Genomic DNA, 22,384 nt, shown 5'->3' with positions numbered 1-22,384 from the left:
CTGACCGCCGGTGGGGGGTGGGGGTGGGGGTGGGTGGGTCCGGTCCCTCCCGCTCTCGTCGGGCCTCTGGCCGCTGGTGGGGGTGGGGGTGGGTGGGTCCGGTCCCTCCCGCTCTCGCCGGGCGTCTGACCGCCGGTGGGGGCGGGGGTGGGTGGGGGCCCGGTCCCTCCCGCTCTCGCCGGGCGTCTGACCGCCGGTGGGGGTGGGGGTGGGTGGGGTACCCGCTCTTGTCGGGCCTCTGACCGCCGGTGGGGGTGGGCGGGGGTCCGATCCCTGCTGATGTCGTCGGGTGGCTGGCCGCTGGTGGGGGTGGGAGTCCGCGATGACGGGTGGGGGGCCTCGTGGGGGCGGCGTTCAGGTGCCGGTTTGGGAGGTTGGGGGCGGTGGGTGGGGGGCGGGGGTGGGTGGGGGCAGGGTGGTGAGTGCGGTGGTTACCTCGTTGGGGGTGATGCGGAGGAGGGTGGGGTCGGGTGTGGGGGCGTTGGGGTCGGCGGGTGGGGACGGGTGGTGGAGGGCCAGGTGTCGGGCGTCGGGCGGTGGTCCCCAGAGGGCGGGGGCGACGGGCCCGAACAGCGTTACGGACGGGGTGGCGTAGGCGACGGCCAGGTGGGCGGGGCCGGTGTCGGCGCTGAGCAGGGCACTGGCGTGGGCGATCAGGGCGGCGAACCGCTGGTAGGGCAGGTTCTGGTGCACGGGGACGCCGGTGCGGGCGGCGAGGTCGGCGACCTGCTCCTCGTCGCCGGGTCCGCCGCTGATGACGACGTCGCGTCCCGAGGCGCGGAGTTCTGCCACGACGGCGGCGTAGCGCTCCGCGGGCCAGCGGCGCGCGGCGGCGTTCGCCCCCGGGTGGACGACCACGGCGCCCGGTGCCGGGGACGGCTCGGCCGGCGGGGGCAGCCGCAGGTCCGCGGGGTCGGCCGCGATGCCGTACACCTCCAGCAGGCGGCACCAGCGGGCCCGTTCGTGCTCGTCGGGCCGCCAGCGCGGTTGAGGTTCGCCGGGGGCGTGCGGCCCGGCGAACGCCAGCAGTCGCCCGGGCCGCAGCGCCGCGAGCGCGTCACGGCTGGCGGGACCGTTGCCGTGCAGGTCCACCGCGACGTCGGGCGGCGCCTCCGTCCATGCCCGCAGCGACGGCACCCCGCGCGCGGGAGCCTCCGCAGGGAAGAGCCGGTCCACGGCGTCGACCGCCGCCACCGCCTCCCGCAACCCGCCGGGCGCCGCAAGGACCACCTCATGCGCCGGGAACGCCCGCCGCAGCCCCCGGAGCGCCGGCACCCCGGCCAGCAGGTCCCCCAGTCCGAGTGCCCGCAACACCAATACGCAGGGCCGTCCACCGCCGCCCCGCGGCCCCGTCTCCCCGGCCGGTGCTGATCCTGCCGGCCCGCGCGGCACCGAACCACTACGCCGGACTCCCGTGGGGGGAGGGTTCGGCGGCTCACCGTCGCCCTGGCCGTCCCGCCTCGGGGCCAGGTGGTCTCCGCGGCCCCCGGCGCTGATCGGGGGGACCCCCGGCCGGGCCTTCGGGGCCGGGCCCCGTTGGGCGGGCGGCGACGCAAGGGTTGCGCTCATGGGGAGGTGGCCTGGGCGGCGCGGGCGGTGAGGCCGGTGGTGGAGCGGCCGTCGAGGTAGGGGAAGAGCATGACGCGACCGCCCCAGCTCTCGACGAGGGCGGCTTCGGGGAGGTCGGCGAGGCCGTAGTCGGAGCCCTTGGCCCAGATGTCGGGGCGCAGGGCGCGCAGGAGGTTGTCGGGGGCGTCCTCGTCGAAGACGGCCACGGCGTCGACGCAGCCGAGGGCGCTGAGGACGCGGGCGCGGTCGGCGGCGGGGACGAGGGGGCGGGTGGGGCCCTTGCGGCGGGCGACGGAGGCGTCGGAGTTGAGGCAGACCACCAGGCAGTCGCCGGCCCGGCGGGCGTTCTCCAGCAGCGCCACATGGCCGGCGTGCAGCAGGTCGAAGCAGCCCCCGGCGGCGACGACGGTGCCGCCGCGGGCCCGTACCCGCTCGGCGAGTTCGCGGGCGTCGACGGGCTGGGCCGGGCGCGGCGGCGCGGCGGCGCCGGCCAGGCGCAGGGCCGCGGCGCCGCCGTCGTCGACGTAGCGGGTGGCGGCCCACACCGCGCCCTGGACGGCGGCCTCGGGCAGCGCCCCGTCGGCGAGCAGGCCGGTGGCCGCGGCGGCGAACCGGTCGCCGGCGCCGCAGGGGTCGCCGTCGGCGCGCCAGGGGGCGGGCACCAGCAGGGGCTCGGCGCCGTGCGAGAGCAGCGCGCCGCGCTCGCCGACGGTGACGGCGACCGAGCCGGTGCGCCAGGCGTGGACGAGGGCGCGGGCGTCCTCGGAAGCGCGCCGGGTGCCGGCGGTGTCCTCGGCCTCGCCCGCCTCGGTGCGCAGCTTCGCCGCGAAGTCGCGGGCCTCGGCCGCGGAGGGTGTGGCCAGCGCGGTGCCGGCGACCGGCGGGCCGCCGCGCGGGTGCGGGTCCCACACGAGGGGGCGGCCGGCCGCGGTGCGGGCGAGTGCGTCCCGCAGCCGGTCGGCGGTGCCCCGCCCGTAGTCGGCGACGAGTACGGCGCAGGCGCTGTCGAGTGCGGCGACGGCCGCGGCCTGGGCGCGGCCCGGTTCTGCCGCGCGGCCGTCGCCGTCGTCGAGCCGGACCAGCGGGCGCCCGCCCGCCAGGACCCGCGTCTTGCGGGACAGCGCCCCGTCCAGCGGCAGTTCGACGAGCCGCACCCGCCCGCCGAGCAGTTCGCGCAGCACCCCGGACGCCTCGTCCCCGCCGAGCGCGGTGACGAGGGTGACGTCCCGCCCGTCCGCGGCGGCCAGGCACGCGGCGAGCGCGGCACCGCCGGGCCGGTGGGTGCGCTGCAGGTCCTCGACGACGGGTACGGGCGCGTCGGGCGCCAGCCGCTCGGACCGCCCGCCGAGGTCCTGGTCGAGCAGCGCGTCCCCGACGACGACCAGCGGCCGGCTCACCGTCCGCCCCCGTCCGCCCCGGGCTCCGGCCGCTTGCGCCCGGCGCCTCGCAGGAGCGCCGGCGCGTACTCCCCCACCGCCTGGTCGAACGCCTCGCAGAGCATGTGCACCGCCACCAGGTGCAGCTCCTGCACCGTCGCCGAGGTCTGCGCGCGCACGCACAGGGCGCTGTCCGCGGCGGCGGCCAGGGGGTTCGGGTCGGGGCCGGTGAGGGCCCAGACGTCGAGGCCGGCGGTGCGGGCGGCGCCGGCCGCGGCCAGCAGGTTGGCGCTCGCGCCGCTCGTGGACAGCAGCATCAGGACGTCGCCGGGGCGGCCGTGCGCGGCGACCTGGCGGGCGAAGACCTCCTGGACGCCGTAGTCGTTGGCGATCGCGGTGGTGGAGGAGGTGTCGGCGTGCAGCGCGAGCGCGGAGTACGCGGGGCGCTCGTCGCGGTAGCGGCCGACGAGTTCGGCGGTCAGGTGCTGGGCCTGGGCGGCGCTGCCGCCGTTGCCCGCGGCCAGCAGCCGGGCGCCCGCGGTGAGGCGGGCGGCGAGCTCGGTGCCCCAGCCGTGGACGGTGCCGCACGAGGTGCGGAAGTCGGCGAGCGCGGCCGTCAGGTCGTCGCAGTGCCGCAGGTCGGTCTCCGTCTTCATCGGGCGGCTCCCATCGGGGCGAGGGAAAGGACCTCGGCGTAGGTGCGGGCGATCCGCTCGGCGACTGCCGCCCAGGTGAACTGGCGCAGCACCCGCTCGCGCCCGGCGGCGCCGTAGCGTGCCCGGCGGGCGGGGTCGGCGAGCAGCGTGCGGATCGCGTCGGCGAGGACGTCGTCGCCGGCGTCGGGCGGCAGCAGCTGCCCGGTGACGCCGTCGACGACGGTGTCGAGCTGGCCGCCGACGGCGGTGGCGACGACGGGCGTGCCGCAGGCCATCGCCTCCAGCGGCGCGATGCCGAACGGCTCGTAGACCGGCGTGGACAGCAGCAGGTCGGCCTCGGACATCAGGACGGGCATGTCGGCGTGCGGGACGGCGCCGAGCAGCCGCACCCGGTCGGCGATGCCGTGTTCCGCGGCGAGCTTGCGCAGCCGCTCGCCCGCGGGGTCGGTGTGCAGCGCGTCGGGGGCGGGGCCGCCGGCGATGACCAGTTCGACGCCGGGCACGGACGCCAGGGCCCGGATCACCCGGTCGAAGCCCTTGCGGGGCACCAGCCGGCCCACCGACAGCAGCCGCAGCGGGCGCGGGCCCGCGCGCCCGGCGGAGGGGGTGAAGTGCTCGGGGTCGACGCCGCAGGGCACGATGCGGACCCGCTCCTCTGGCACGCCCATCGCGGCGAGTTCGGCGGCCTCGTCGGCGCAGGTGGCCAGCACCCGGCGGCAGCGGCGGCCGATCTCGGCCTCGGTGGCGATGCGCTGCGGCGGGCTGGTGTCGGCCGCGCCCTGGTGGCGGCGCTTGACGGTGCCGAGGGCGTGGTAGGTCTGCACGACGGGCACGTCGAGGCCGCGGGCGCCGCGCAGCGCGGCGGTGCCGGACATCCAGAAGTGGGCGTGGGCCACGTCCGGCCGGTCGGCGGCCCATTGCGCGGCGAGGTGGTCGCCGAAGGCGGGCATGTAGCCGGCGAGGTCGTCCTTGGGGACCGGCTCGGGCGGGCCGGCCGGCACATGGGCGACGGTGAAGCCCTCGGGGGTCGCGACCCGGTCGGGCAGGTCGGGGTCGTCGCGGCGGGTGTGCACGACGACCTCGTGGCCGAGGGCGGCCAGGCGCGCGGCGAGCCGGGCCACGTACACGTTCTGCCCGCCGGCGTCGGGTCCGCCGAGTGCCGCGAGCGGGCTGGCGTGCTCGGAGACCATGGCCACGCGCAGCGGCGCGACGGTGGTGGTCCTGTTCATCGCTTGACCTCCTTGATCATCAGCTCCCAGTCGTCCAGGAACCTCGGCAGCCCGTAGCGGGCCAGTGCCGCCGCCCTGGCCTGCTCGCCGGTGCGGCGGGCGCGGTCCCGGTCCGCGGCCAGGTCGCGGACGGCGGCGTGCAGCACGTCGGGGCGGTTGGACACGGTGCCGGCGCCGTCGGGGACGGCCTCGCGGACCTCGGTGGTGTCCAGTGCCACCACGGGCATGGCCAGCAGCATCGCTTCGAGCAGCGACAGGCCGAGCGAGGTCCAGCGCACCGGGTGCAGGTACAGCCGGCGGCGGGCCATCTCGCGGTGGAGCGCGTGCTGCGGCAGGTCGTGGGTGCGGATCCGGTCGCCGTCCGCGGCCAGGCGGCCGGTGTTCATGCCGAACACGTCGAGCGGCACATGGGCGGCGAAGCCGGGCAGCAGGTCGGTGCCGGTCACCCGGCCGCGCCGTACGGGGTCGTTGACGACGACGGCGGCGCGCGGCAGTTCCCCGGTGCAGCGCGGGCCGGGGTCGGGGATGCCGTGCTCGATGACGGCGGTGGGGGCGCGGCCGTTGTCCCACATGAGCCGGTTGAAGTGGGTGACGTGGACGAGCGGGATGTCGTCGCGGCCGGCGAGCGGGTGGCGGGTGCCGGTGGGGGTGGCGTCCGGGCTGTTGTGCTCGACGTACACGGCGGCCAGGTCCCGGCCGGGGCGGCGGCCGGTCCACTGCTCGGTGAGGGCGATCTCGTGCGGGCGCTGCAGCACGACGAGGTCGATGCCGGCGGTGCGCAGCTGCTCGGGGGTGGTCTCGCGGGCGGTCGCGGGCCAGTCCCAGGTGCGGGCGCGGCCGAGGCCGTCGGGGCCGCGGTCGGGGGTGACCGGCAGCAGGTAGTCGTGCGGGCCCTGGAGGAAGGCGGTCAGCCAGGAGCCGTGGACGTGCCAGACCAGGATCTTCACCGGGCCTCCTCGATGAGCTTGCGGACGGCGCGCAGCACGTCCTCGGCGGTGACGCCGTTCAGGCAGGGGTGCCCGGCGAGGGGGCAGTGCCGGGCGCGGGTGCCGGCGCAGGCCGCCTGCTGGTCGCCGAGCAGTACCAGGGGCACGCCGTACGGGCGCCAGCGCTCGGCGGGGACGACGGGGGCGAACAGCGAGGCGACGGGGCTGCCGACGGCGGCGGCCAGGTGGGCGGGGCCGGTGTTGCCGCACACCACGGCGTCGGCCATGAGCAGTACGCCGGCCAGCTGCCGGGCGTCGGTCCGGCCGCCGAGGTCGACGGCGTCGGTGCCGGCGACCTGCCGGGTGAGCGCGGCCTCGGCGGGGCCGCCGGTGACGACGACGCGGTGGTCGTTGTCGGCGAGCAGCGCGACGGTCTCGCGCCAGCGCTCGGCGGGCCAGGTGCGGGCGGGGGCGCTCGCGCCGGGGTGCACGACGACGTAGGGGCCGCGGCCGGTGAGGTGGCCGGTGGCGGGCAGCGGCAGGACGCGCAGCCGCCCGTCGTCGAAGCGGCCGGGGGTGAAGCCCATGGCGGCGGCGGTGTCGAGCGCGGCCTCGGCCTCGTGCCGGCCCTCGGCGCGCCGGTGGCGTACGTCGAGCAGCCGGCCCGGGTGGTCGACGCTGTCGGCGCCGATGTAGGGCACGCCGGCCAGCCGCAGCATCAGCGCGGTGGGCAGCGGGCTCTGGTGGAAGGAGGTCAGGACCAGCGCGGCGTCGTAGCCGGCCGCGCGCAGGTCGGCGGTGAGGTCGGCGAAGCCGGACTCGGCGACGTCAGGCGGTGCGGTGCCCTCCCAGGGCGCGGCCCAGGTGAGCACGTCGTCGACGCCGGGCAGCAGGTCGGCGGCGGCCCGGCCCTGCGGCCCGCACAGCAGGGTGACATGGCCGGCGTGCTCGGCGACGGCGCGCAGCGCGGGCCCGGCGAGCAGGACATCGCCGAAGCTGTCCAGCCGGGTGACGAGCACCCGGGCGCCGGCGGGCACGGCGCGCGGCGGCTCGCCCGGCGCGGTGAGGGTGGCCGGCGCGGCGGTGGGCGGGGGGAGGGTCATGCAGCCCATCCCCCGGCGAGTATCCGCCGTGCGGCGGTGAGCAGGTCGGGGGCGGTGGGCTCGCCGGCGTACTCCTCGGGGCGGGTGACGGGGGTGGGGACCAGGCCGGCGCGGGCGCCGGCGGCGCGGGCGCAGCCGAGGTCGGCGCCGATGTCGCCGACGACCACGCACCGGTCGGGGCCGACGCCGAGGCCGCGGGCGGCCCGCAGGACGAGCCCGGGGCGGGGCTTGCGGCACGCGCAGCCGTCGCCGGGCAGGTGCGGGCAGACCTCCCACACGTCGAACGGGCCGAGCAGCGCGTCGACCCGGGCGTTGACGCGGGCGACCTGGCGGGCGGTCAGCAGGCCGCGCCCGATGCCGGACTGGTTGCTGACCACGCCGAGCAGCAGCCCGGCGGCCCGCAGTTCGCATATCGCCTCGGCGGCGCCGGGCATGGGGCGTACGCGCTCGGGGTCGCCGTTGTAGGGCACGTCGTGGACGAGGGTGCCGTCGCGGTCCAGCAGCACCGCGCGCACCTGCGGGTCGGCGAGCCGGGGCGTGGGGGCGCCGGTGGCGGGCGCGGTCATGACGCGCCCTCGGGTGCGGCCTCGGCCCGGGCCGGCGGCCCGGCGGCGGTGCGCGGCCCGCGGCGGCCGGTGGCGCCGGTCCCGCCGGCGCTCCAGGCGCCCGCACGGCGGTGCCGTACGTACCCGGCGGCCCAGTGCGCGAGGGCGGCCGGCGGGATGGCGGCGCTGGTCAGCAGCATGGTGGCGACCTCGTCCTTGGTACGGGGCCCGGGCGCGATGCGCCGCCAGGCGAATTCGGCGGTGCCGGCCGCCCACAGCCCGGCCAGGGCCGCGGCGGGCCGGGGGCGGCCGGCGGCGGCGAGCAGCAGGGCGCAGGCCGCGGCCAGGCCGACGGCGGCGTGGCCGGGGAGGCGTCCGCGCGGGGCGCGGGCGCGGGTCCACCAGTCGCGGCCGTGCAGCCGGGTCATGAGGGCGTCGTCGGCGTTGCCGCGCTGGACGCGCAGCGACGTCCAGCGGCCGGTGGGGCGTACCGGGTGGACGGTGCGGCGGGTGCCGCGCTCCAGGCGCCAGCCGGCGTCCAGCACCCGCAGCGCGAGGTCGGCGTCCTCCCGGAAGGCGCGCGGGAAGCGCTCGTCGAAGCCGCCGGTCTGGCGCAGCGCGGCGGTGCGGTAGGCCATGTCGGCGGTGGCCCAGGCGGCGTGCTCCAGTCCCGCGGTGCCGCGCTCCCAGTCGGTGGGGCGGCGGTCGGCGGGCAGCGGGACGTGCAGCCGGCCCTGGACGCCGCCGGTGCCGGGGCCCGCGGCGGCGAGGTCGGCGGCGAGGTCCTCGGCCCATGCGGCGGTGACGCGGACGTCGTCGTCGAGGAAGGCGATCCACGGGGTCCTGGCGTCGCGGGCGCCGGTGTTGCGGGCGGCGGCGGGGCCGCGTCCGCCGCCGCACACCACGCGGACGCGGTCGGCGAGGCCGCCGGCGCTGCCGCGTACGGCCGCCTCGACCTGCGGTATCCCGGCGGGCGGGACGTCGGCGACGACCACGACCTCGCGGGGGCGCGGGCCGCGGCAGGCGTCGAGCGCGGCGAGGCAGTCGGCCAGGCACGGGCGGCCGAGGGTGGGGATGACGACGGTGTAGTCGCCGGCCCAGGGGATGCCGGGCCCGCGGCCGTTGCCGGCGGCGTTGCGGTGGCCGGCGGTGTTGCGCCTGCCCTTGCCTTTGCCCTTGCGGCTCATGACCGCTCCCCTTCCGTCGCGCGGCTCGCTTCCGCGGCCCTTTCCGGCCCGGCGAAGGCGGCGTCGCGGCGCAGCACGAACGGGCCGAGGGCGAGCAGGTCCACCGGGGCGGAGCCGAAGCACTCCAGGGCGTCGCGCGGGCTGTCGACCATGGGCCGCCCGGCGGTGTTGAGGCTGGTGTTGACCACGACGGGCAGCCCGGTGCGGCGCTCGAACGCGGCGAGCATGCGGGCGACGAGGGGTTCGTCGGAGCCGGCGACGGTCTGGATGCGGGCGGTGCCGTCGACGTGGACGACGGCGGGGATGCGCGCGTGCCAGCCGTCGCGTACGCCGTGCACGAACAGCATGTGCGGGCTGGGCAGCGGCCCGTCGAAGATCTCGGCGGCGCGTTCGGCGAGCACCATGGGGGCGACCGGGCGGAACTCCTCGCGGCCCTTGACGGCGTTGAGCCGGGCCAGGTTCTCCTCGCGGCCGGGGTGGGCCAGCAGCGAGCGGTGGCCCAGGGCGCGCGGCCCGTACTCGCTGCGGCCCTGGTACCAGGCGACGACCTCGTCCCTGGCCAGCGCCTCGGCGACGGTCTCGGCGATGTCGGCGGGCTCCTCGTACGGCAGCCGGGCGGTCTCCAGGGCGGTGCGCAGCTCGGCGTCGCTCCAGCCGCGGCCGAGCGCGGCGGTCGGCATGGCGGTGGTGGGCTCCTTCTCGCCCGCGACGTGCAGGGCGGCGCCCAGCGCGGTGCCGGCGTCGCCGGCGGCCGGCTGCACCCACACCCGCTCGAACGGGGTCTCGCGCCAGATGCGGGTGTTGGCCACGCAGTTGAGCGCGACACCGCCGGCCATCGCGAGCACCGGCTCGCGGGTGCGGCCGTGCAGGTGCCGGGCGAGGTCGAGCAGCGTCTCCTCCAGGCACTGCTGGGCGCTCGCGGCGAGGTCGGCGTGCGCCTGCGTCCAGGGCCGGCCGGGCTCGCGCGCGGGGACGAGCCCGGCCCACGGCACGGGCCGGGCGCGGAATCCGCCGTCGCCGGTGGGGTGGACGAAGGCGCGCAGGTCGGCGGCGTAGCGGGGCGTGCCGTAGGAGGCCAGGGCCATCACCTTGAACTCGTCGCTGCTGCGCAGGAAGCCCAGGTGCTGCGTCAGGTCCTCGTAGAACAGCCCGAGCGAGTCGGGCAGCGGCTGGGTGTGCAGGACGTCCAGGGCGCGCTCGCGGTAGTGGCCGGCCAGGTGCGAGGCGCTCTCGCCGCGCCCGTCGAGGACGAGGACGGCGCAGTCGGGGTAGGGCGAGGCGGGTCCCGCGGAGGCGGCGTGCGCGACGTGGTGCGGGACGAAGCGGACCTTGCCGGGGTCCAGGCCCGGCAGCTCCTCGGCGAGGAAGCCGGGCGCCAGCCGCGCGTAGTCCTGCCGGATCGTGTCGTACGGGTCCGCCAGGCCCAGTTCCCCGGCGGGCAGGGCGAGCGCGGGGTCGTAGGAGTAGGCGACGGCGTCCAGGTCGGCGGGGGTGATCCCGGCGTGCTCCAGGCACCAGCGGGCGGCGGCGCCGGGCAGTTCCCACGCGGAGAACGGCACGGGCCGCTTGCCGTGCTTGCGGCGGCTGAACCGTTCCTCCTCGGCGGCGGCGACCGGGTGCCCGTCCACGACGAGGGCGGCGGACGGGTCGTGGAAGATCGCGTTGATGCCCAGGACGCGCATGCGCGGGTGCTCCCTTCCTGAAGGGGTGCGGGGATCTGCGGTGCGGGGTCAGGCGGTGCGGGGATCTGCGGTGCGGGGTCAGGCGGTCGCCGGCGGCTTGGCGGCGAAGTGCTCGATGGTGCGCTTGATGCCCTCCGACCACGGCACGTGCGGCTGCCAGCCCAGCAGTTCGCGGGCGGTGGTGATGTCGGGCAGCCGGCGCCCCGGGTCGTCCTCGGGGCGCTCGGTGAACTCCACGGTGGACGGCGAGCCGGTCAGCTCGATGATCCGGCGGGCGAGGTCGAGGACGGTGACCTCCTCGGTGCCGCCGATGTTGACCGGGCGCACCGCGCGGGAGGCGGCGACGGTCAGCACGCCGTCGACGGTGTCGTCGACGTAGCACAGCGAGCGGGTCTGGGAGCCGTCGCCGCTGACGGTCAGCGGCTCGCCGGCGAGCGCCTGGCACACGAAGGTGGGCACGACCCGGCCGTCGCGGGCGCGCATGCGGGGGCCGTAGGAGTTGAACAGCCTGACGATGCCGGTGTCGGTGCCGCGGGCCCTGGCGTGGGCGGTGGTCAGCGCCTCACCGAACCGCTTCGCCTCGTCGTACACGCTGCGCGGGCCGACCGGGTTGACATTGCCCCAGTAGCCCTCGGTCTGCGGGTGCTCCTGCGGGTCGCCGTACACCTCGGAGGTGGAGGCGAGCACGAACCGGGCGCCGTCGCGTTCGGCCACCCGCAGCGCGTTGCGGGTGCCGAGGCTGCCGACGTCCAGGGTCTCCAGCGGGTGCGCCAGGTAGTCGGCGGGCGAGGCCGGGCACGCGAAGTGCAGCACCAGGTCGTACGGTCCCGGCAGCTCGGCGTCCGCGCCGGGCCGCGCGAGGTCGCACTCCAGCACCCGGAAGCCGGGCCGGCCGGCGAGGTGGGCCAGGTTGGCGTGCGAGCCGGTCAGGAAGTTGTCCGCGCAGTCGACCGAGGCGCCCTGGTCCAGCAGGCGCTCGCACAGGTGGGAGCCGAGGAAGCCGGCGCCACCGGTCACCAGGACGCTGCTCCACGGGCAGGAGGGCGGGTCGAAGGACATGGAACGGCCCTTTCGAACGTGATCGGGCAGACCTCCGGCGGGGGCCCGGTGCTCGGCGCGGTGTGGGCACGCGCGCGAGGGGCCGGCCGGAGTGACACCGCCGCGGTCCTGACGGTGTGCGGGAAGGTGTACGCAGGAATGTGCGGAAAGGTGTGCGGAAAGGTGTGCGCACGGGGACGCGCACCGCCGCGCCATGGGGCGGTACGGGGCACCGCCGTCTTCCCGACGGTGGACGCACCGCCGCGGTCCTGACGGTACGGGGGCACCGCCGGCGTCCTGGCGGTGCGAGCCGCACCCGCCGTGGTCCCGACAAGGTGCGCTCTCATCCGATTTCCCGGCTCAGCTGCGTTTACACCTTGAAGCCGGCTGTCCATCCCATCGGCCCGCCGGGCTGCGCGGAACCCGCCGTGACGTGCTAGGACGGGTCCTGGGCACGCAGAAGCCGCGCCCCCGTCCCGGATGGTGGGACGGGGGCGCGGCGCCGCTGCGGGGTGCCGGGCGGTCAGCCGCCGAGGGCCGGCGGGAAGCGGTCCCAGACCCGGTGGCCGCGCAGCAGCCCGACCAGCTGCTCCACGGCGTCGCCGCCGCCGGCCGCGCCGACGACACCGGCGTCGGCGGAGGTGAAGCCGACCGCTTCGAGCACCGCGTCGCCGCCGCCGTACGCGGCGATGGCCTTGCCGTGCCGGAACGCCTCGGTGACCAGCAGCAGGACCCGCGAGTCGATGTCCGTGACGGCCTCGGCGTCGTCGGAGACCTTCGCGTCGCGCGCCCCGTACCCGTCGGCGGCCGGCTGCGGGGCCCCGGCGAGCACCAGGGCGTCGTATTCGATCGAGCGCGCGGTGGCGAAGGTGCGCTGCACGCCCTCGCCGCCCGTGGGCGCGATCACCAGCGGCACCATGCCGGCCGCCAGGACCGCCTGCCGGGCCTCGGAGACGTCCTGCGCGGGGTCGGTGACGACGATGCCGACGACCCGGCCGTCCACCGGCCACTGCTTGCCGATCTGCGACAGCGCCGGGCTCGGGTCGGGGTCGGCGAGCTCGACGGTCGGCTCGGGCACGGGCAGGCCGAGCTCGGCGGCGACGGTGCGGCACAGCTCGCCGTCGATGTTCGCCAGCACCTTCAGGCCGCGCTCCTTGATCGCGTTCTCGTAGCACTTGCCCAGCTCGAAGGTGTACGCGGCGGCGATGTGCTCGCGTTCGGGGGCGCTCATGCTGCGCCAGAACAGCCGGGCCTGGCTGTAGTGGTCGTCGAAGGACGCGGCGGCGTCGCGGACCTTGCGGGCGGCCGGGACCTCCACGGGCGCCTCGATGTAGGCGCCGGTGCCGGCGCCGGCCAGGAAGGGGCAGCCGCCGTCGAGCGAGTTGGGCCGGTAGGGGGCGACACCGCGGTGCACGGCGGTCTGGTGCATGCCGTCGCGCAGCATGTCGTTGACCGGCGCGTGGGTGCGGTTGATGGGCAGCTGCGGGAAGTTGGGGCCGCCGAGCCGGGTGATCTGGGTGTCGATGTAGCTGAACAGCCGGCCCTGCATGAGCGCGTCGTTGGTGACGTCGATACCGGGGACGAGGTTGCCGACGTGGAAGGCGACCTGCTCGGTCTCGGCGAAGTAGTTCGACGGGTTGGCGTCGAGGGTGAGCAGGCCGACCGGCTGCACCGGGGCCAGTTCCTCGGGCACGATCTTCGTCGGGTCGAGCAGGTCGATGCCCTCGAACATCTGCTCCTCGTTGTCGGGGAAGGTCTGCACGCCGAGCTCCCACTGCGGGTGCGCGCCGGCCTCGATGGCGTCGGCGAGGTCGCGGCGGTGGAAGTCCGGGTCGACGCCGGAGGTGATCTGCGCCTCCTCCCACACCAGGGAGTGCACGCCGAGCCGCGGCTTCCAGTGGAACTTCACCAGCGTGGTGGCGCCCTCGGCGTCCACCAGCCGGAAGGTGTGGACGCCGAAGCCCTCCATCATCCGGAAGGAGCGCGGGATGCCACGGTCGGACATGTTCCAGAGGGTGTGGAAGGTCGCCTCGGTGTGCAGGGTGACGAAGTCCCAGAACGTGTCGTGGGCGCTCTGCGCCTGCGGGATCTCCCGGTCCGGATGCGGCTTGCCGGCGTGGATGACGTCGGGGAACTTGATGGCGTCCTGGATGAAGAACACCGGGATGTTGTTGCCGACCAGGTCGAAGACGCCCTCGTCGGTGTAGAACTTCGTGGCGAAGCCGCGGGTGTCGCGCACGGTGTCGGCCGAGCCGCGCGAGCCCAGCACGGTGGAGAACCGCACGAAGACCGGGGTGCGGGCGCCCTCGGCGAGGAAGGCGGCGCGGGTGATGCGGGCGGCGGTGCCGTAGGACTCGAAGACGCCGTGGGCGGCGGCGCCGCGGGCGTGCACCACGCGCTCGGGGATGCGCTCGTGGTCGAAGTGGGTGATCTTCTCCCGCAGGTGGTGGTCCTGGAGCAGCACCGGGCCGCGCGGCCCGGCCTTGAGCGAGTGGTCGGTGTCGTACAGCCGGGCGCCCTGGGCCGTCGTCAGGTACCCGCCGCGCTGGGCGACGTCGGCCTGGTCGGCGCCGGTGGGCTGCCCGGTGGGGCTCACGGTCGCCGGGCCGCTCTGGTCGGGCTTGGGTGGCAGGGGCTCGCGCGGCGACGTCGGCTCCTCCACGGTCGGCGGCTCGGCTCCGGGTGCTCCGGGGATGTCGTTGCGCTGGTGGGCGGTGCCGCTCACGGGCTGCTCCTCGTGGTTCGTGAACACGGTGGTCGTGGACGCGTGGAAGCCCCCGCGACCGCTCGCGAGCGAGGGGCCGCGGGGGCGGAAGGCCGCGGTTCCGCGCCCTGGCAGCGCGGGCGCGGAACGGACCGGCCGGTCGGGGGGAGACCGGCCGTTGCCGGGTGCCCCGGATACCCGCCGGGAATCCCCGGCCCCGGCATTTCCCCCGGACGGGCGCGTACGGCCAGGTCGGCGGCGCTCCTGGGGCCGCGGGGGCGGCGGTCAGGCCGGGCCGGCCGCCCGCCCGGAGGGCAGCAACTCCCCGAGGTCGGCCGAGAGGTCGGCGGCGACCTTGTCCATCAGCTCCGGCGACAGCGCCCCGTCCAGGACCTCCAGGACGGCGGTGCTGTCGCGTACGGCCGTGTCGTCCGGCACCTCGGCGCGGCCGGAGACCCGGCCGGCGAAGGACGTCAGGCCGAACCGCTCCCCCGCCGACCGGGCGCGGCCGTCGTACGCGGCGTCCCGGGCCGCCGCCCGCAGGTGCGCCCCGAGGTCGGGGGGCAGTTGCGCGGCGACGTGCTCGGCCAGTCCCGGGGCGATCCGCTCGCCGAGCGTGCGCAGCACCGCGCCGGTGGCGCGCTCGGCCGACCCGCGGTCGGGCAGCCCGGCGAGTGCCTGGACTTTTCCGATCATCTCGTTGTGCTGCATGGCGTACTCCCTGTGCGGCCTGCCCCAGGGCCGCCGTGTCGTCGGGGCCGTGCGGCGCGGCTCACCGCTGCCGCGTGCTCCGGGTACCCGCCAGGCGGCGGACGTACGCGCCGTGCCGTTCTCCCGTACGCGGGGCCGGCGCGGGCCGGCCGCGCGGGGGGCTCAGCGGCTCACGGCGTCGCGGACCTTGTCCATCATCGAGGCGAAGGGCCCGGTCAGGGCGAGGGCGGCGGGCTTGCCTGCGGCGGTGGGGTGCGGATGCGTGGGCGCCATCCGCTCGATGGCCTGCAGCCGCTCGCCCATGGTGCGGCGCTGCTCCTGCGAGCAGTCCCGCATGATCGCCGGGAACTCCTCGGTCTCCTCGTGGTCGGCGTGGTCGCCGACGGCCTTCTCGAACTCCGCCAGCGCGCTCGCGAACTCCGCGCTGTCGACGTCCATCTTCTCCAGCCGCTTGAGCACCTCGGCGGCCTCGGCCTCCTCGTGGTTGCGGGCGTCCGCCTCCCGCTTGCCCGCGGTGTCCTTGGCGACCGGCCGCACGACCAGCTCCTCGGCCACCTCGTGGACGGCGAGCGTCGCGCGCAGTTCGTCGAAGGCCTTCTTGCGCGTGTCGCCGCGGGTGTTCTGGACGGTGGCGAACAGGTCGCGGATCCTCGCGTGCTGCGTGAGCAGGACGGCGATCACGTCCCCGTCGGGCAGCCGGGCGGCCTGGGTCCGCTCGCTTGTGGCAGAACTCATCGTTCGCTCCTCGGTTCTGGTACGTCTCCGGTACGTCTACGTCTCCCGTAGGTCGCGGGGACATCGGTGTCCCGGGGCGGGTAACCGCTCCCGGCGCGGCCAAACCGGCGGACCGGCGCAACCCGGCCCCGCCGGGCGTACGGCCATTCGGGCGGTCTTCGCGCTGTCGGCGGTTTGGGGCAGGTGAGGCAGGGCAGGCGCGGGATTGTGCTTGGGACAGCAGGCACGGCGGTGACGTCGGACGTTCCGCCCGGCCTGCGACCGAGAGTGCCGCCTCCCCCGCAACCTCCTGGTGAAGCGAGTGCCATGTCCCCGTCTGCCGTACGTACCGCAGGTGCCCGCCGCAGCCGCCGGCACGACGAGCCCGCCGACTCCGACGAGTTGTTCCGCCGGCTGCGGTCGGCGCAGTCCGCGCCGGAGCGCCATGCGCTGTGCGACCGCCTGGTGCGGGCGTGGATGCCGATGTCGGACCGGCTCGCCCGCCGCTACCGCGACCGCGGGGAGTCGCTGGAGGACCTGCGGCAGGTCGCCGCGCTCGGCCTGGTCAAGGCGGTGAACCGGTTCGACCCCGACCAGGGCAAGGCGTTCGCCACCTACGCGGTGCCGACCATCGACGGCGAGCTCAAGCGGCACTTCCGGGACTGCTCCTGGAGTGTGCATGTGCCGCGCGGTGTCCAGGAGGCGCGGGCGAAGGTGCGCGCGGTGTGCCAGGAGATCGGCGACCGCGCGCCGGTTGAGGCGATCGCCGAGCGCACGGGGCTGTCGCACGACGACGTACGGGCCGGGCTCGGTGCCCTCCAGGGCTATTCGGCGCTGTCCCTCGACGCGCCGCTGGGACCGGGCGCCGACGCGGTGCTCCAGGACGCGCTCGGCCAGACCGACGACGCGTACCAGGCGGTGGTGGACCGCGAGGCGGTCCGGCCGCAGATGTACGCGCTGCCGCGGCGGGAGCGGCAGATCCTGTTCATGCGGTACTTCCAGGACATGAAGCAGGCCGAGATCGCCGACGCGCTCGGCATCTCGCAGATGCACGTCTCGCGGCTGCTGTCGGCGACCTGCGAGCGGGTGCGCCGCGCGGTCGTGGAGGACCCGGCGTACGCGTGACGGAGCGGTGGCCACGGACGTGGCGCAGGTGTGACGGAGCGGTCGCCTCGGGCCTGGCGCAGGCGTGACGGAGCGGTCGCCGGGGACGTGGCGGACGCGTGACGGAGAGGAGTGGTCATGGACGGCCTGTTCGCCCCGAAGGGGGACCGGAGCCTGAAGGGGCTTTCCGCCGTGGTGACCGGCGGCTCGCGCGGCCTCGGGCTGCTCGTCGCCGACCGGCTGCTCGCCCGGGGCTGCGCGGTGACGATCGCCGCGCGGGACGAGGAGGAGCTGGAGCGGGCCCGCGGGCAGCTGCTGCGCGACCACCCCGAGGGGTCGGTGCGGGCGGTGCGGTGCGATGTCACCGACCGCGGGCAGGTGACGGCCCTGATGCGGGAGGCGGCAGCCGCCCACGGCGGCCTCGACGTGGCGGTGGCGAACGCCGGGATCATCCAGGTGGCGCCGCTGGACGCGCTCGGCCCCGAGGACTTCGCGGCGGCGGCCGAGACGATCTTCATGGGCGCGGTGCACACCAGCCTGGAGGCCCTGCCGTGGTTGCGGCGCAGCCCGGCGGGCGGCCGGCTGGGGCTGATCGGCTCGGTGGGCGGGCTGGTCGCGGCTCCGCACCTGCTGCCGTACTCGTGCGCGAAGTCCGCGGTCGCCGCCCTGGCCGAGGGGCTGCACGCGGAGCTGGCCGGCAGCGGTGTGAGCGTGACCGCGGTGCATCCGGGGCTGATGCGGACCGGCTCACATCTGGCGGCCGAGTTCGGCGGGCAGCGGGAGAAGGAGTTCGGCTGGTTCTCGGCGGCGGCGGGCAGCCCGCTGCTGTCGATGGACGCGCGCCGGGCTGCCGAGCGGGTCGTCAGCTCGCTGGAGCGCCGCAGGATCCGGGTCGTGCTCACCCCCGCGGCGCGGGCCGCGGACCTCGGCCACGGTGTGGCGCCCCGGCTCACCGCGCGCGTCGGCGCCCTGGCCGCCCGCGCCCTGCCCACCGCTCCCCCGGACGGCGAGGCCGCCGCACAGGCCGCGGGCCGGGATGTGGAGGCGGCGGCGGACCGCGGGCTGCACCCGGTGCTGCGCAGGGCCAGGTCGTGGGCCGCCGCGCTGAACGACCGCGCGTCGGGGCGGCTGAACCAGCGCCGGGCGTCATCGGGCGGCGCGAAGGGCAGCCCGGCGTGAGCCCGGGCCCGGGGCCGTGGGCGGTGCCTGCGCCGTACGGGTGAGGGAGGCACCGGCGGGGGCGCCGCCATTGGGGGCGTCGTGGGGGGCCGGTCGCCGGGGCCGGTCCTAGCCGGCGGTCCGGGCGGAGGCGCAGGTCGCGCAGTGGATCTGGCGCGCGGGGCGCCGCAGCGTGGCGACGCCGAGGCCGTTCGCGCGGTCCAGCAGCAGCGGGGAGCTCTGGCCGTGGGCGGCGCAGGTCGCCGCCCCGCAGGTCCGGCAGACGGCCACCGCCGGGGTGCTGTGCCCTTGGGCGTCGCATTCGTAGCAGTTCATCTCACGGCATCCGTTCTCGTCGCGGCCCGAGGCGAGGAGAGCGGGACGGTTGCGGGAAACCCCACCGGCTCACCTCCAGGCACGCATCACTGACACTCGGTCAGGAGCCATCAGCCCTGGAGGGGGCGGTTCGGGCCGGCACACGTCCGGCCCCGGCGGGGTCCATCGCCGGAATTCGAGTGAACCCCCGCCCGCCCGCGCCGTCAAGCCGCCGCGCGAGCCCGGGACGCCGCGATCTCGGCGCAGGCCGCGGCGCGGCCGTCCCAGTGCGCGCCGTGCACGAATTTCCCCTGCTCCAGGTCCTTGTAGACCTCGAAGAAGTGGGCGATCTCCCGCAGCGAGAACGGCGGCACGTCGCCGATGTCCTGGAGCGGCGCGTACCGGGGATCGTGCGCGGGCACGCACAGGACCTTCTCGTCGGGCCCGCTCTCGTCGCTCATCACGAGCACCCCGACGGCCCGGCACCGGACGGTGCTGCCGGGGAAGGTCGGCTCACCGGCCATGACGAGGGCGTCCAGCGGCTCGCCGTCCCGGGCCAGGGTGCCCTCGACGAAGCCGTAGTCGGCCGGGTAGCGGGTCGCCGTGAAGAGCGTGCGGTCCAGTCGGATGCGACGGGTGGCCCGGTCCATCTCGTACTTGTTCCGCGCCCCCTGCGGGCTCTCGACGGTCACGTCGAACTCCATCGGGACCTCCCTGTGGGCCGGCGTGAGCAGTATCCCACGATTTGCGCCGGTTGGTACGGGAGGCCCGACCCGGCGCCGCCGGTGGCCCGCACGGGTACGCGCCGCGGGGTGCGGGGCGTACCCGTGCAGGGGGTTACGGTGCCGGTCGGCGCGGCGCCGCCGTCACCGGCTCGGGGTCAGCTCCACTCGCAGGTGACGTTGGCCCCGTAGTTGTTGAGGGCGTCGTCCCGGACCCAGCCTTCGACGCCGGTGGCGTTGTCCCTGAGGTAGGTCCAGGTGTAGCCGTCGTCCCCTGTCGTGTAGCAGTAGTAGTCGAGCTCGTCGCCCGACGCTCCGGGGCTGACGATGTCCCGGGTACCGCAGGTGGCGCTGGAGCCGGAGCGGATGCGGGCGGCGCTCAGGGCGTAGCCGTCGCTCCACTTCGACGTGTCGTGGTCGTAGGGCGCACGGATGGCGCAGTGGGCGAACGCCGGGGTGGCCGACGTCGCAGGAGCGGCCTGCGCGGCGGCGGCGGGAACGACGACCGCCCCCGCCAGGGCGGCGCCCACCGCGACGACGGGCAGCAGGTTCCTTACCGATTTCCTCATGGTTCCCCCTCCGGGATTACGGATGCTTTCCAGCTTTTGCCTCCGGCGCGGTGCACCGGGCGACATCCGAAGAATAGGAGGGGGGCCGGGGCGAGGGATTTAACCGCGAGTGCCGTGCCGCATTGTCAGAGAGTGCACTTGAGCTGATGATTCCGCATTACCCGTACGATTGACGTCATCTGCCGCTTGAGCTGCGGATACTCACCGATTCAGGCACCCGGTAAATCACCGAGACACCCGACGGCCACGTGGAATTCACCTCACGTCGACCCCTCGCACCAAAAAAACACACGGGGGGGGAATTTCCCATGCCGGAAAATCACCTCGGCGGCGGAGGGGAAGGCTCACGTGGTGGACAGGGTGGCCGGGGCGCCCGGGGCGGGGTCGGTCCGGTGCGGGGGCGGCGCCCCGAAGCGGATCGCGTGCAGGCGGGCGGCGCACCGGCGGTCGAGGAGCACGGCCGAGGCGTAGCCGGGCGGCGGGGTCCCGGAGGCCGCCAACTGCCGCTCCAGCAGCAGGAAGGAGCGCACATGCCGGCCGAGGGCGTACGGCGTGACCAGGCGCCCCCGGGACTGCTGCCCGGCGACCGCCTCCCGCTCGGTGACCGCCAGCGTGACGAGGTGCAGGGGCCGCCGGCGGCGCCGGCCGGTGCGGGCGAGCCATCGCCGCACCCAGGCTTGCGAGCCGCTGTCGTGCACCACCAGCGGCTCGGCCCGGCGCAGCGCGCCGCGCAGCCGCGCGTAGTGCTCGACCCGCACCAGCGGCCGGTACCACCCGTACGGCACCCACGCCGGCAGCCGCGCGGCCCACCTCTCCCTGACGGCCTGCGAGTCCACGACCGCGGCCCGGGCCGCCCGCGCCATCAACGTGCTCTTGCCGGCCCCCGGCAGCCCGGTCACCACCACGACGGCGCCCTCGGCGTACTCCACCTCCACCCCGCCGGACGTGGACCGCAAGTCCACCACCCCGCGCGGCCGTACGACCCGCGGTCCGTCGGCGGGAGCGGCGGCCGGGTCATGGCGGCCGGCGGGGAAAGCCATCCCCGATATGTAAAGTATCGACAATCTCCCGGTCAAGTACCCGTCCACCGCCCGGACTTGACGCGCGCCCCGGCGGCAGCGGCCGTCCTGGGCGCATTGCCGGGGCCCCCGGCCTGAGGGGTGGGCGTCCCGGAATAGCAAGGTTAGGCTAACCTAACCGGGTGAACGTTGAACAAGACGCCGCAGGTGGGGCCGTCGTGGCCGGGCTGGTGGCTGCCGGGGTGAGCGTGGCGTACGGCCGGGTCGAGGTCGTGCGCGATGCCGCGATCTCGCTGCGTGCCGCCGAGGTGACCGCGCTCGTCGGGCCCAACGGCAGCGGGAAGTCGACGCTGCTGCGCACGCTCGCCCGGCTCCAGCAGCCGCGCGCCGGCACCCTCACGCTCGGGGCGGGGGCCGGCGGCGGCGTGGACGGGTTCGCGCTCACGGCACGTCAGTTCGCCCGCCGGGTCGCGCTCATGACGCAGGGGCGGCCGACGCCGAGCGGGCTCACCGTACGGGACGTCGTGGAGTTCGGGCGCTACCCGCACCGGGGGCGCTGGGGGCGGCCGGATCCGGGCGGAGCCGAGGCGGTGGACCGGGCGCTCGCCCTCACCGGGGTGGCGCCGTTCGCCGGGCGCGGGGTCGAGCACCTGTCCGGCGGGCAGCTCCAGCGGGTGTGGCTCGCGAGCTGCCTCGCGCAGGACACCGGTGTGCTGCTGCTCGACGAACCCACGACGTACCTCGATCTGCGCTACCAGATCGAGCTCCTCGACCTCATCCGCGACCTCGCCGACGACCACGGCATCGCGGTGGGCGTCGTGCTGCACGACCTCGACCAGGCGGCGGCCGTCGCCGACCGGGTCGCCCTGCTCCACGAGGGCCGGATCGTCCGGGAGGGCACGCCGGGGGACGTGCTCACGCCCGAGCGGCTGTCGGACGTCTACGGCATCCGCGTCGACGTCGACACCGACCCGTCCACCGGACGGCTGCGCACCCGCGCGGTCGGCCGCCACCACACCCGCAACGAAGGGCTCCACCGCTCGTCATGAAAAGCTCCTCCGCCACCGCGGCCCTGGCCACCGCCCTCGTCACGGCGGCGCTCGCCCTCACCGGCTGCGGCACCACCCACTCCGCCGCCGGCAGCGCCGCGGGCACCACCGCGGCGCAGGCCCCCTCGGCGCCCGCCGGCCCGATCACCCTCACCGACACCACCGGCACGCAGGTGACCCTCGACCGGCCGGCGCGGACGGTGGTCGCCACCGAGTGGAACGCCGTCGAGGACCTCGTCGCGCTCGGCGTCGCCCCGGCCGGTGTCGCCGACGTCAAGGGCTACCGGGCCTGGGACACCGCGGCGCCGCTCACCGGCAGCCCGAAGGACATCGGCATGCGCGGCGAGCCCAGCATGGACACGATCGCCGCGCTGGCCCCCGACCTCGTCGTGGCGACCACCGACCTGCCCGCCTCCGCGGTGACGCAGCTGCGCAAGATCGCCCCGGTCCTCGTCGTGCGCTCCGCCGACGCCACCGACCAGCTCGGCCTGATGGCCAAGGACCTCGACCTGATCGCGCAGGCCACCGGGAAGACGGCGCAGGCGGCGGCCGTGAAGTCCGCCTTCGACGCCAAGCTCGCCGCGGGCGGCGCCGCCCTGAAGGCCGCCGGCAAGTCCGGGGCGTCGTACGCCTTCGGGGACGCGTACGTCGTCTCCAACCAGGTCTCGATCCGCGCCTACACCGGCGGTTCCCTCGTCGGCGCCGTCAACGAGCGGCTCGGCCTGAAGAACGCCTGGACGGTCAAGGGCGACAAGGACTACGGCCTGGCCACCACCGACGTCGAGGGCGTCACCGGGCTCGGCGACACGCAGTTCGCGTACATCGCCAACAAGGTCGACGGCGACCCGTTCGCCGACAACCTGGCCAAGAACGCGGTGTGGAAGGCGCAGCCGTTCGTCAAGGCCGGCCACGTCCACCGGCTCCCCGACGGCATCTGGATGTTCGGCGGCCCGCTGGCGATGGGGGCGTACGTCGACGCGGTCGTCGACGCGCTCACGAAGTAGCGCG

General features: G+C 76.3%; 21 protein-coding genes and 1 riboswitch. Of the genes, 4 read left to right on the top strand and 17 right to left on the bottom strand.

Annotated elements, in window-relative coordinates; all coding sequences use genetic code 11:
- Positions 1-354: 354 nt before the first annotated feature.
- The 13 genes from HCN08_RS20805 to HCN08_RS20745 form a co-directional block, all read right to left on the bottom strand.
- Positions 355-1,311 (bottom strand): glycosyltransferase family 9 protein, encoded by a 957-nt coding sequence (locus HCN08_RS20805; protein ID WP_407648847.1) that lies wholly within the window; start codon positions 1,309-1,311, stop codon positions 355-357.
- 254 nt (positions 1,312-1,565) lie between these two features.
- Positions 1,566-2,966, bottom strand: a complete 1,401-nt coding sequence (locus HCN08_RS20800) for a PfkB family carbohydrate kinase (RefSeq protein ID WP_167984684.1) — start codon at positions 2,964-2,966, stop codon at positions 1,566-1,568.
- Complete coding sequence (locus HCN08_RS20795) at positions 2,963-3,601, bottom strand: D-sedoheptulose-7-phosphate isomerase (RefSeq protein WP_167984683.1); 639 nt, start codon at positions 3,599-3,601, stop codon at positions 2,963-2,965. Before HCN08_RS20795 ends, HCN08_RS20800 begins: the two co-directional genes overlap by 4 nt.
- A complete protein-coding gene (locus HCN08_RS20790; protein WP_407648852.1) occupies positions 3,598-4,803 on the bottom strand; it encodes a glycosyltransferase in 1,206 nt (401 codons plus the stop codon). Before HCN08_RS20790 ends, HCN08_RS20795 begins: the two co-directional genes overlap by 4 nt.
- A 23-nt stretch (positions 4,804-4,826) precedes the next feature.
- Positions 4,827-5,777, bottom strand: coding sequence for a glycosyltransferase (locus tag HCN08_RS20785; protein WP_167984681.1), 951 nt, complete (start codon positions 5,775-5,777; stop codon positions 4,827-4,829).
- On the bottom strand, positions 5,774-6,859 hold the full coding sequence (locus HCN08_RS20780) for a glycosyltransferase family 9 protein (RefSeq protein WP_167984680.1): 1,086 nt from the start codon (positions 6,857-6,859) through the stop codon (positions 5,774-5,776). The genes HCN08_RS20785 and HCN08_RS20780 overlap by 4 nt, the downstream gene beginning before the upstream one ends.
- Entirely contained in the window at positions 6,856-7,425 is a 570-nt protein-coding gene (locus HCN08_RS20775; protein ID WP_167984679.1) for a D-glycero-alpha-D-manno-heptose-1,7-bisphosphate 7-phosphatase, read from the bottom strand. The genes HCN08_RS20780 and HCN08_RS20775 overlap by 4 nt, the downstream gene beginning before the upstream one ends.
- The gene (locus HCN08_RS20770; protein WP_167984678.1) at positions 7,422-8,591 is read right to left on the bottom strand and encodes a glycosyltransferase family 2 protein; all 1,170 of its coding nucleotides are present in this window, start codon (positions 8,589-8,591) and stop codon (positions 7,422-7,424) included. Before HCN08_RS20770 ends, HCN08_RS20775 begins: the two co-directional genes overlap by 4 nt.
- A complete protein-coding gene (locus tag HCN08_RS20765; protein WP_167984677.1) occupies positions 8,588-10,273 on the bottom strand; it encodes a carbamoyltransferase family protein in 1,686 nt (561 codons plus the stop codon). The genes HCN08_RS20770 and HCN08_RS20765 overlap by 4 nt, the downstream gene beginning before the upstream one ends.
- A gap of 78 nt (positions 10,274-10,351) precedes the next feature.
- Positions 10,352-11,332 (bottom strand): NAD-dependent epimerase/dehydratase family protein, encoded by a 981-nt coding sequence (locus tag HCN08_RS20760; RefSeq protein ID WP_167984676.1) that lies wholly within the window; start codon positions 11,330-11,332, stop codon positions 10,352-10,354.
- A gap of 502 nt (positions 11,333-11,834) precedes the next feature.
- Positions 11,835-14,036, bottom strand: a complete 2,202-nt coding sequence (locus tag HCN08_RS20755) for a catalase (protein ID WP_322974588.1) — start codon at positions 14,034-14,036, stop codon at positions 11,835-11,837.
- A 264-nt stretch (positions 14,037-14,300) separates the two neighbouring features.
- Positions 14,301-14,726, bottom strand: coding sequence for a DUF2267 domain-containing protein (locus HCN08_RS20750; protein ID WP_167984674.1), 426 nt, complete (start codon positions 14,724-14,726; stop codon positions 14,301-14,303).
- A 162-nt stretch (positions 14,727-14,888) separates the two neighbouring features.
- The gene (locus HCN08_RS20745) at positions 14,889-15,461 is read right to left on the bottom strand and encodes a hemerythrin domain-containing protein (protein ID WP_167984673.1); all 573 of its coding nucleotides are present in this window, start codon (positions 15,459-15,461) and stop codon (positions 14,889-14,891) included.
- A gap of 306 nt (positions 15,462-15,767) precedes the next feature.
- Here HCN08_RS20745 and HCN08_RS20740 point away from each other — a divergent pair, with 306 nt between their 5' ends.
- Complete coding sequence (locus tag HCN08_RS20740; RefSeq protein ID WP_167984672.1) at positions 15,768-16,565, top strand: SigB/SigF/SigG family RNA polymerase sigma factor; 798 nt, start codon at positions 15,768-15,770, stop codon at positions 16,563-16,565.
- A gap of 117 nt (positions 16,566-16,682) precedes the next feature.
- Positions 16,683-17,723: an SDR family NAD(P)-dependent oxidoreductase gene (locus tag HCN08_RS20735; protein WP_167984671.1), complete on the top strand. Its 1,041-nt coding sequence runs from the start codon at positions 16,683-16,685 to the stop codon at positions 17,721-17,723.
- Positions 17,724-17,831: 108 nt separating this feature from the next.
- On the opposite strand, the gene HCN08_RS20730 is transcribed toward HCN08_RS20735, so the two are convergent.
- The 4 genes from HCN08_RS20730 to HCN08_RS20715 all read right to left on the bottom strand — a co-directional run bounded on the left by HCN08_RS20730 (position 17,832) and on the right by HCN08_RS20715 (position 20,348).
- On the bottom strand, positions 17,832-18,038 hold the full coding sequence (locus HCN08_RS20730; protein ID WP_167984670.1) for a DUF2180 family protein: 207 nt from the start codon (positions 18,036-18,038) through the stop codon (positions 17,832-17,834).
- Positions 18,039-18,132: 94 nt separating this feature from the next.
- A riboswitch (Fluoride riboswitch) is annotated at positions 18,133-18,217 on the bottom strand.
- A gap of 24 nt (positions 18,218-18,241) precedes the next feature.
- Positions 18,242-18,721, bottom strand: coding sequence for an inorganic diphosphatase (locus HCN08_RS20725; protein ID WP_167984669.1), 480 nt, complete (start codon positions 18,719-18,721; stop codon positions 18,242-18,244).
- 176 nt (positions 18,722-18,897) lie between these two features.
- The gene (locus tag HCN08_RS20720) at positions 18,898-19,308 is read right to left on the bottom strand and encodes an SH3 domain-containing protein (RefSeq protein WP_167984668.1); all 411 of its coding nucleotides are present in this window, start codon (positions 19,306-19,308) and stop codon (positions 18,898-18,900) included.
- Between the two features lie 344 nt (positions 19,309-19,652).
- Positions 19,653-20,348, bottom strand: a complete 696-nt coding sequence (locus HCN08_RS20715) for an AAA family ATPase (protein WP_167984667.1) — start codon at positions 20,346-20,348, stop codon at positions 19,653-19,655.
- 161 nt (positions 20,349-20,509) lie between these two features.
- Between HCN08_RS20715 and HCN08_RS20710 the strand changes: the two genes are divergently transcribed.
- Together HCN08_RS20710 and HCN08_RS20705 are read left to right on the top strand one after the other, a co-directional pair.
- Positions 20,510-21,376 (top strand): ABC transporter ATP-binding protein, encoded by an 867-nt coding sequence (locus tag HCN08_RS20710; protein ID WP_167984666.1) that lies wholly within the window; start codon positions 20,510-20,512, stop codon positions 21,374-21,376.
- Positions 21,373-22,380, top strand: coding sequence for an ABC transporter substrate-binding protein (locus HCN08_RS20705; RefSeq protein WP_167984665.1), 1,008 nt, complete (start codon positions 21,373-21,375; stop codon positions 22,378-22,380). The genes HCN08_RS20710 and HCN08_RS20705 overlap by 4 nt, the downstream gene beginning before the upstream one ends.
- Positions 22,381-22,384: the final 4 nt, after the last annotated feature.

The organism is Actinacidiphila epipremni, from assembly GCF_012034175.1.
GTDB classification, from domain to species: domain Bacteria; phylum Actinomycetota; class Actinomycetes; order Streptomycetales; family Streptomycetaceae; genus Actinacidiphila; species Actinacidiphila epipremni.
Note: the sequence above shows the minus strand (reverse complement) of the source record. Positions and strands in the feature narration are given on the sequence as shown.

Excerpts from the sequence above, each read along its gene's own strand:
- HCN08_RS20725 (WP_167984669.1), bottom strand. The coding sequence starts at position 18,721 with ATGGAGTTCGACGTGACCGTCGAGAGCCCGCAGGGGGCGCGGAACAAG.
- HCN08_RS20770 (WP_167984678.1), bottom strand. The coding sequence starts at position 8,591 with ATGAGCCGCAAGGGCAAAGGCAAGGGCAGGCGCAACACCGCCGGCCAC.
- HCN08_RS20795 (WP_167984683.1), bottom strand. The coding sequence starts at position 3,601 with ATGAAGACGGAGACCGACCTGCGGCACTGCGACGACCTGACGGCCGCG.
- HCN08_RS20775 (WP_167984679.1), bottom strand. The coding sequence starts at position 7,425 with ATGACCGCGCCCGCCACCGGCGCCCCCACGCCCCGGCTCGCCGACCCG.
- HCN08_RS20705 (WP_167984665.1), top strand. The coding sequence starts at position 21,373 with ATGAAAAGCTCCTCCGCCACCGCGGCCCTGGCCACCGCCCTCGTCACG.
- HCN08_RS20715 (WP_167984667.1), bottom strand. The coding sequence starts at position 20,348 with ATGGCTTTCCCCGCCGGCCGCCATGACCCGGCCGCCGCTCCCGCCGAC.
- HCN08_RS20765 (WP_167984677.1), bottom strand. The coding sequence starts at position 10,273 with ATGCGCGTCCTGGGCATCAACGCGATCTTCCACGACCCGTCCGCCGCC.
- HCN08_RS20735 (WP_167984671.1), top strand. The coding sequence starts at position 16,683 with ATGGACGGCCTGTTCGCCCCGAAGGGGGACCGGAGCCTGAAGGGGCTT.
- HCN08_RS20740 (WP_167984672.1), top strand. The coding sequence starts at position 15,768 with ATGTCCCCGTCTGCCGTACGTACCGCAGGTGCCCGCCGCAGCCGCCGG.
- HCN08_RS20730 (WP_167984670.1), bottom strand. The coding sequence starts at position 18,038 with ATGAACTGCTACGAATGCGACGCCCAAGGGCACAGCACCCCGGCGGTG.
- HCN08_RS20760 (WP_167984676.1), bottom strand. The coding sequence starts at position 11,332 with ATGTCCTTCGACCCGCCCTCCTGCCCGTGGAGCAGCGTCCTGGTGACC.
- HCN08_RS20720 (WP_167984668.1), bottom strand. The coding sequence starts at position 19,308 with ATGAGGAAATCGGTAAGGAACCTGCTGCCCGTCGTCGCGGTGGGCGCC.
- HCN08_RS20750 (WP_167984674.1), bottom strand. The coding sequence starts at position 14,726 with ATGCAGCACAACGAGATGATCGGAAAAGTCCAGGCACTCGCCGGGCTG.
- HCN08_RS20780 (WP_167984680.1), bottom strand. The coding sequence starts at position 6,859 with ATGACCCTCCCCCCGCCCACCGCCGCGCCGGCCACCCTCACCGCGCCG.
- HCN08_RS20745 (WP_167984673.1), bottom strand. The coding sequence starts at position 15,461 with ATGAGTTCTGCCACAAGCGAGCGGACCCAGGCCGCCCGGCTGCCCGAC.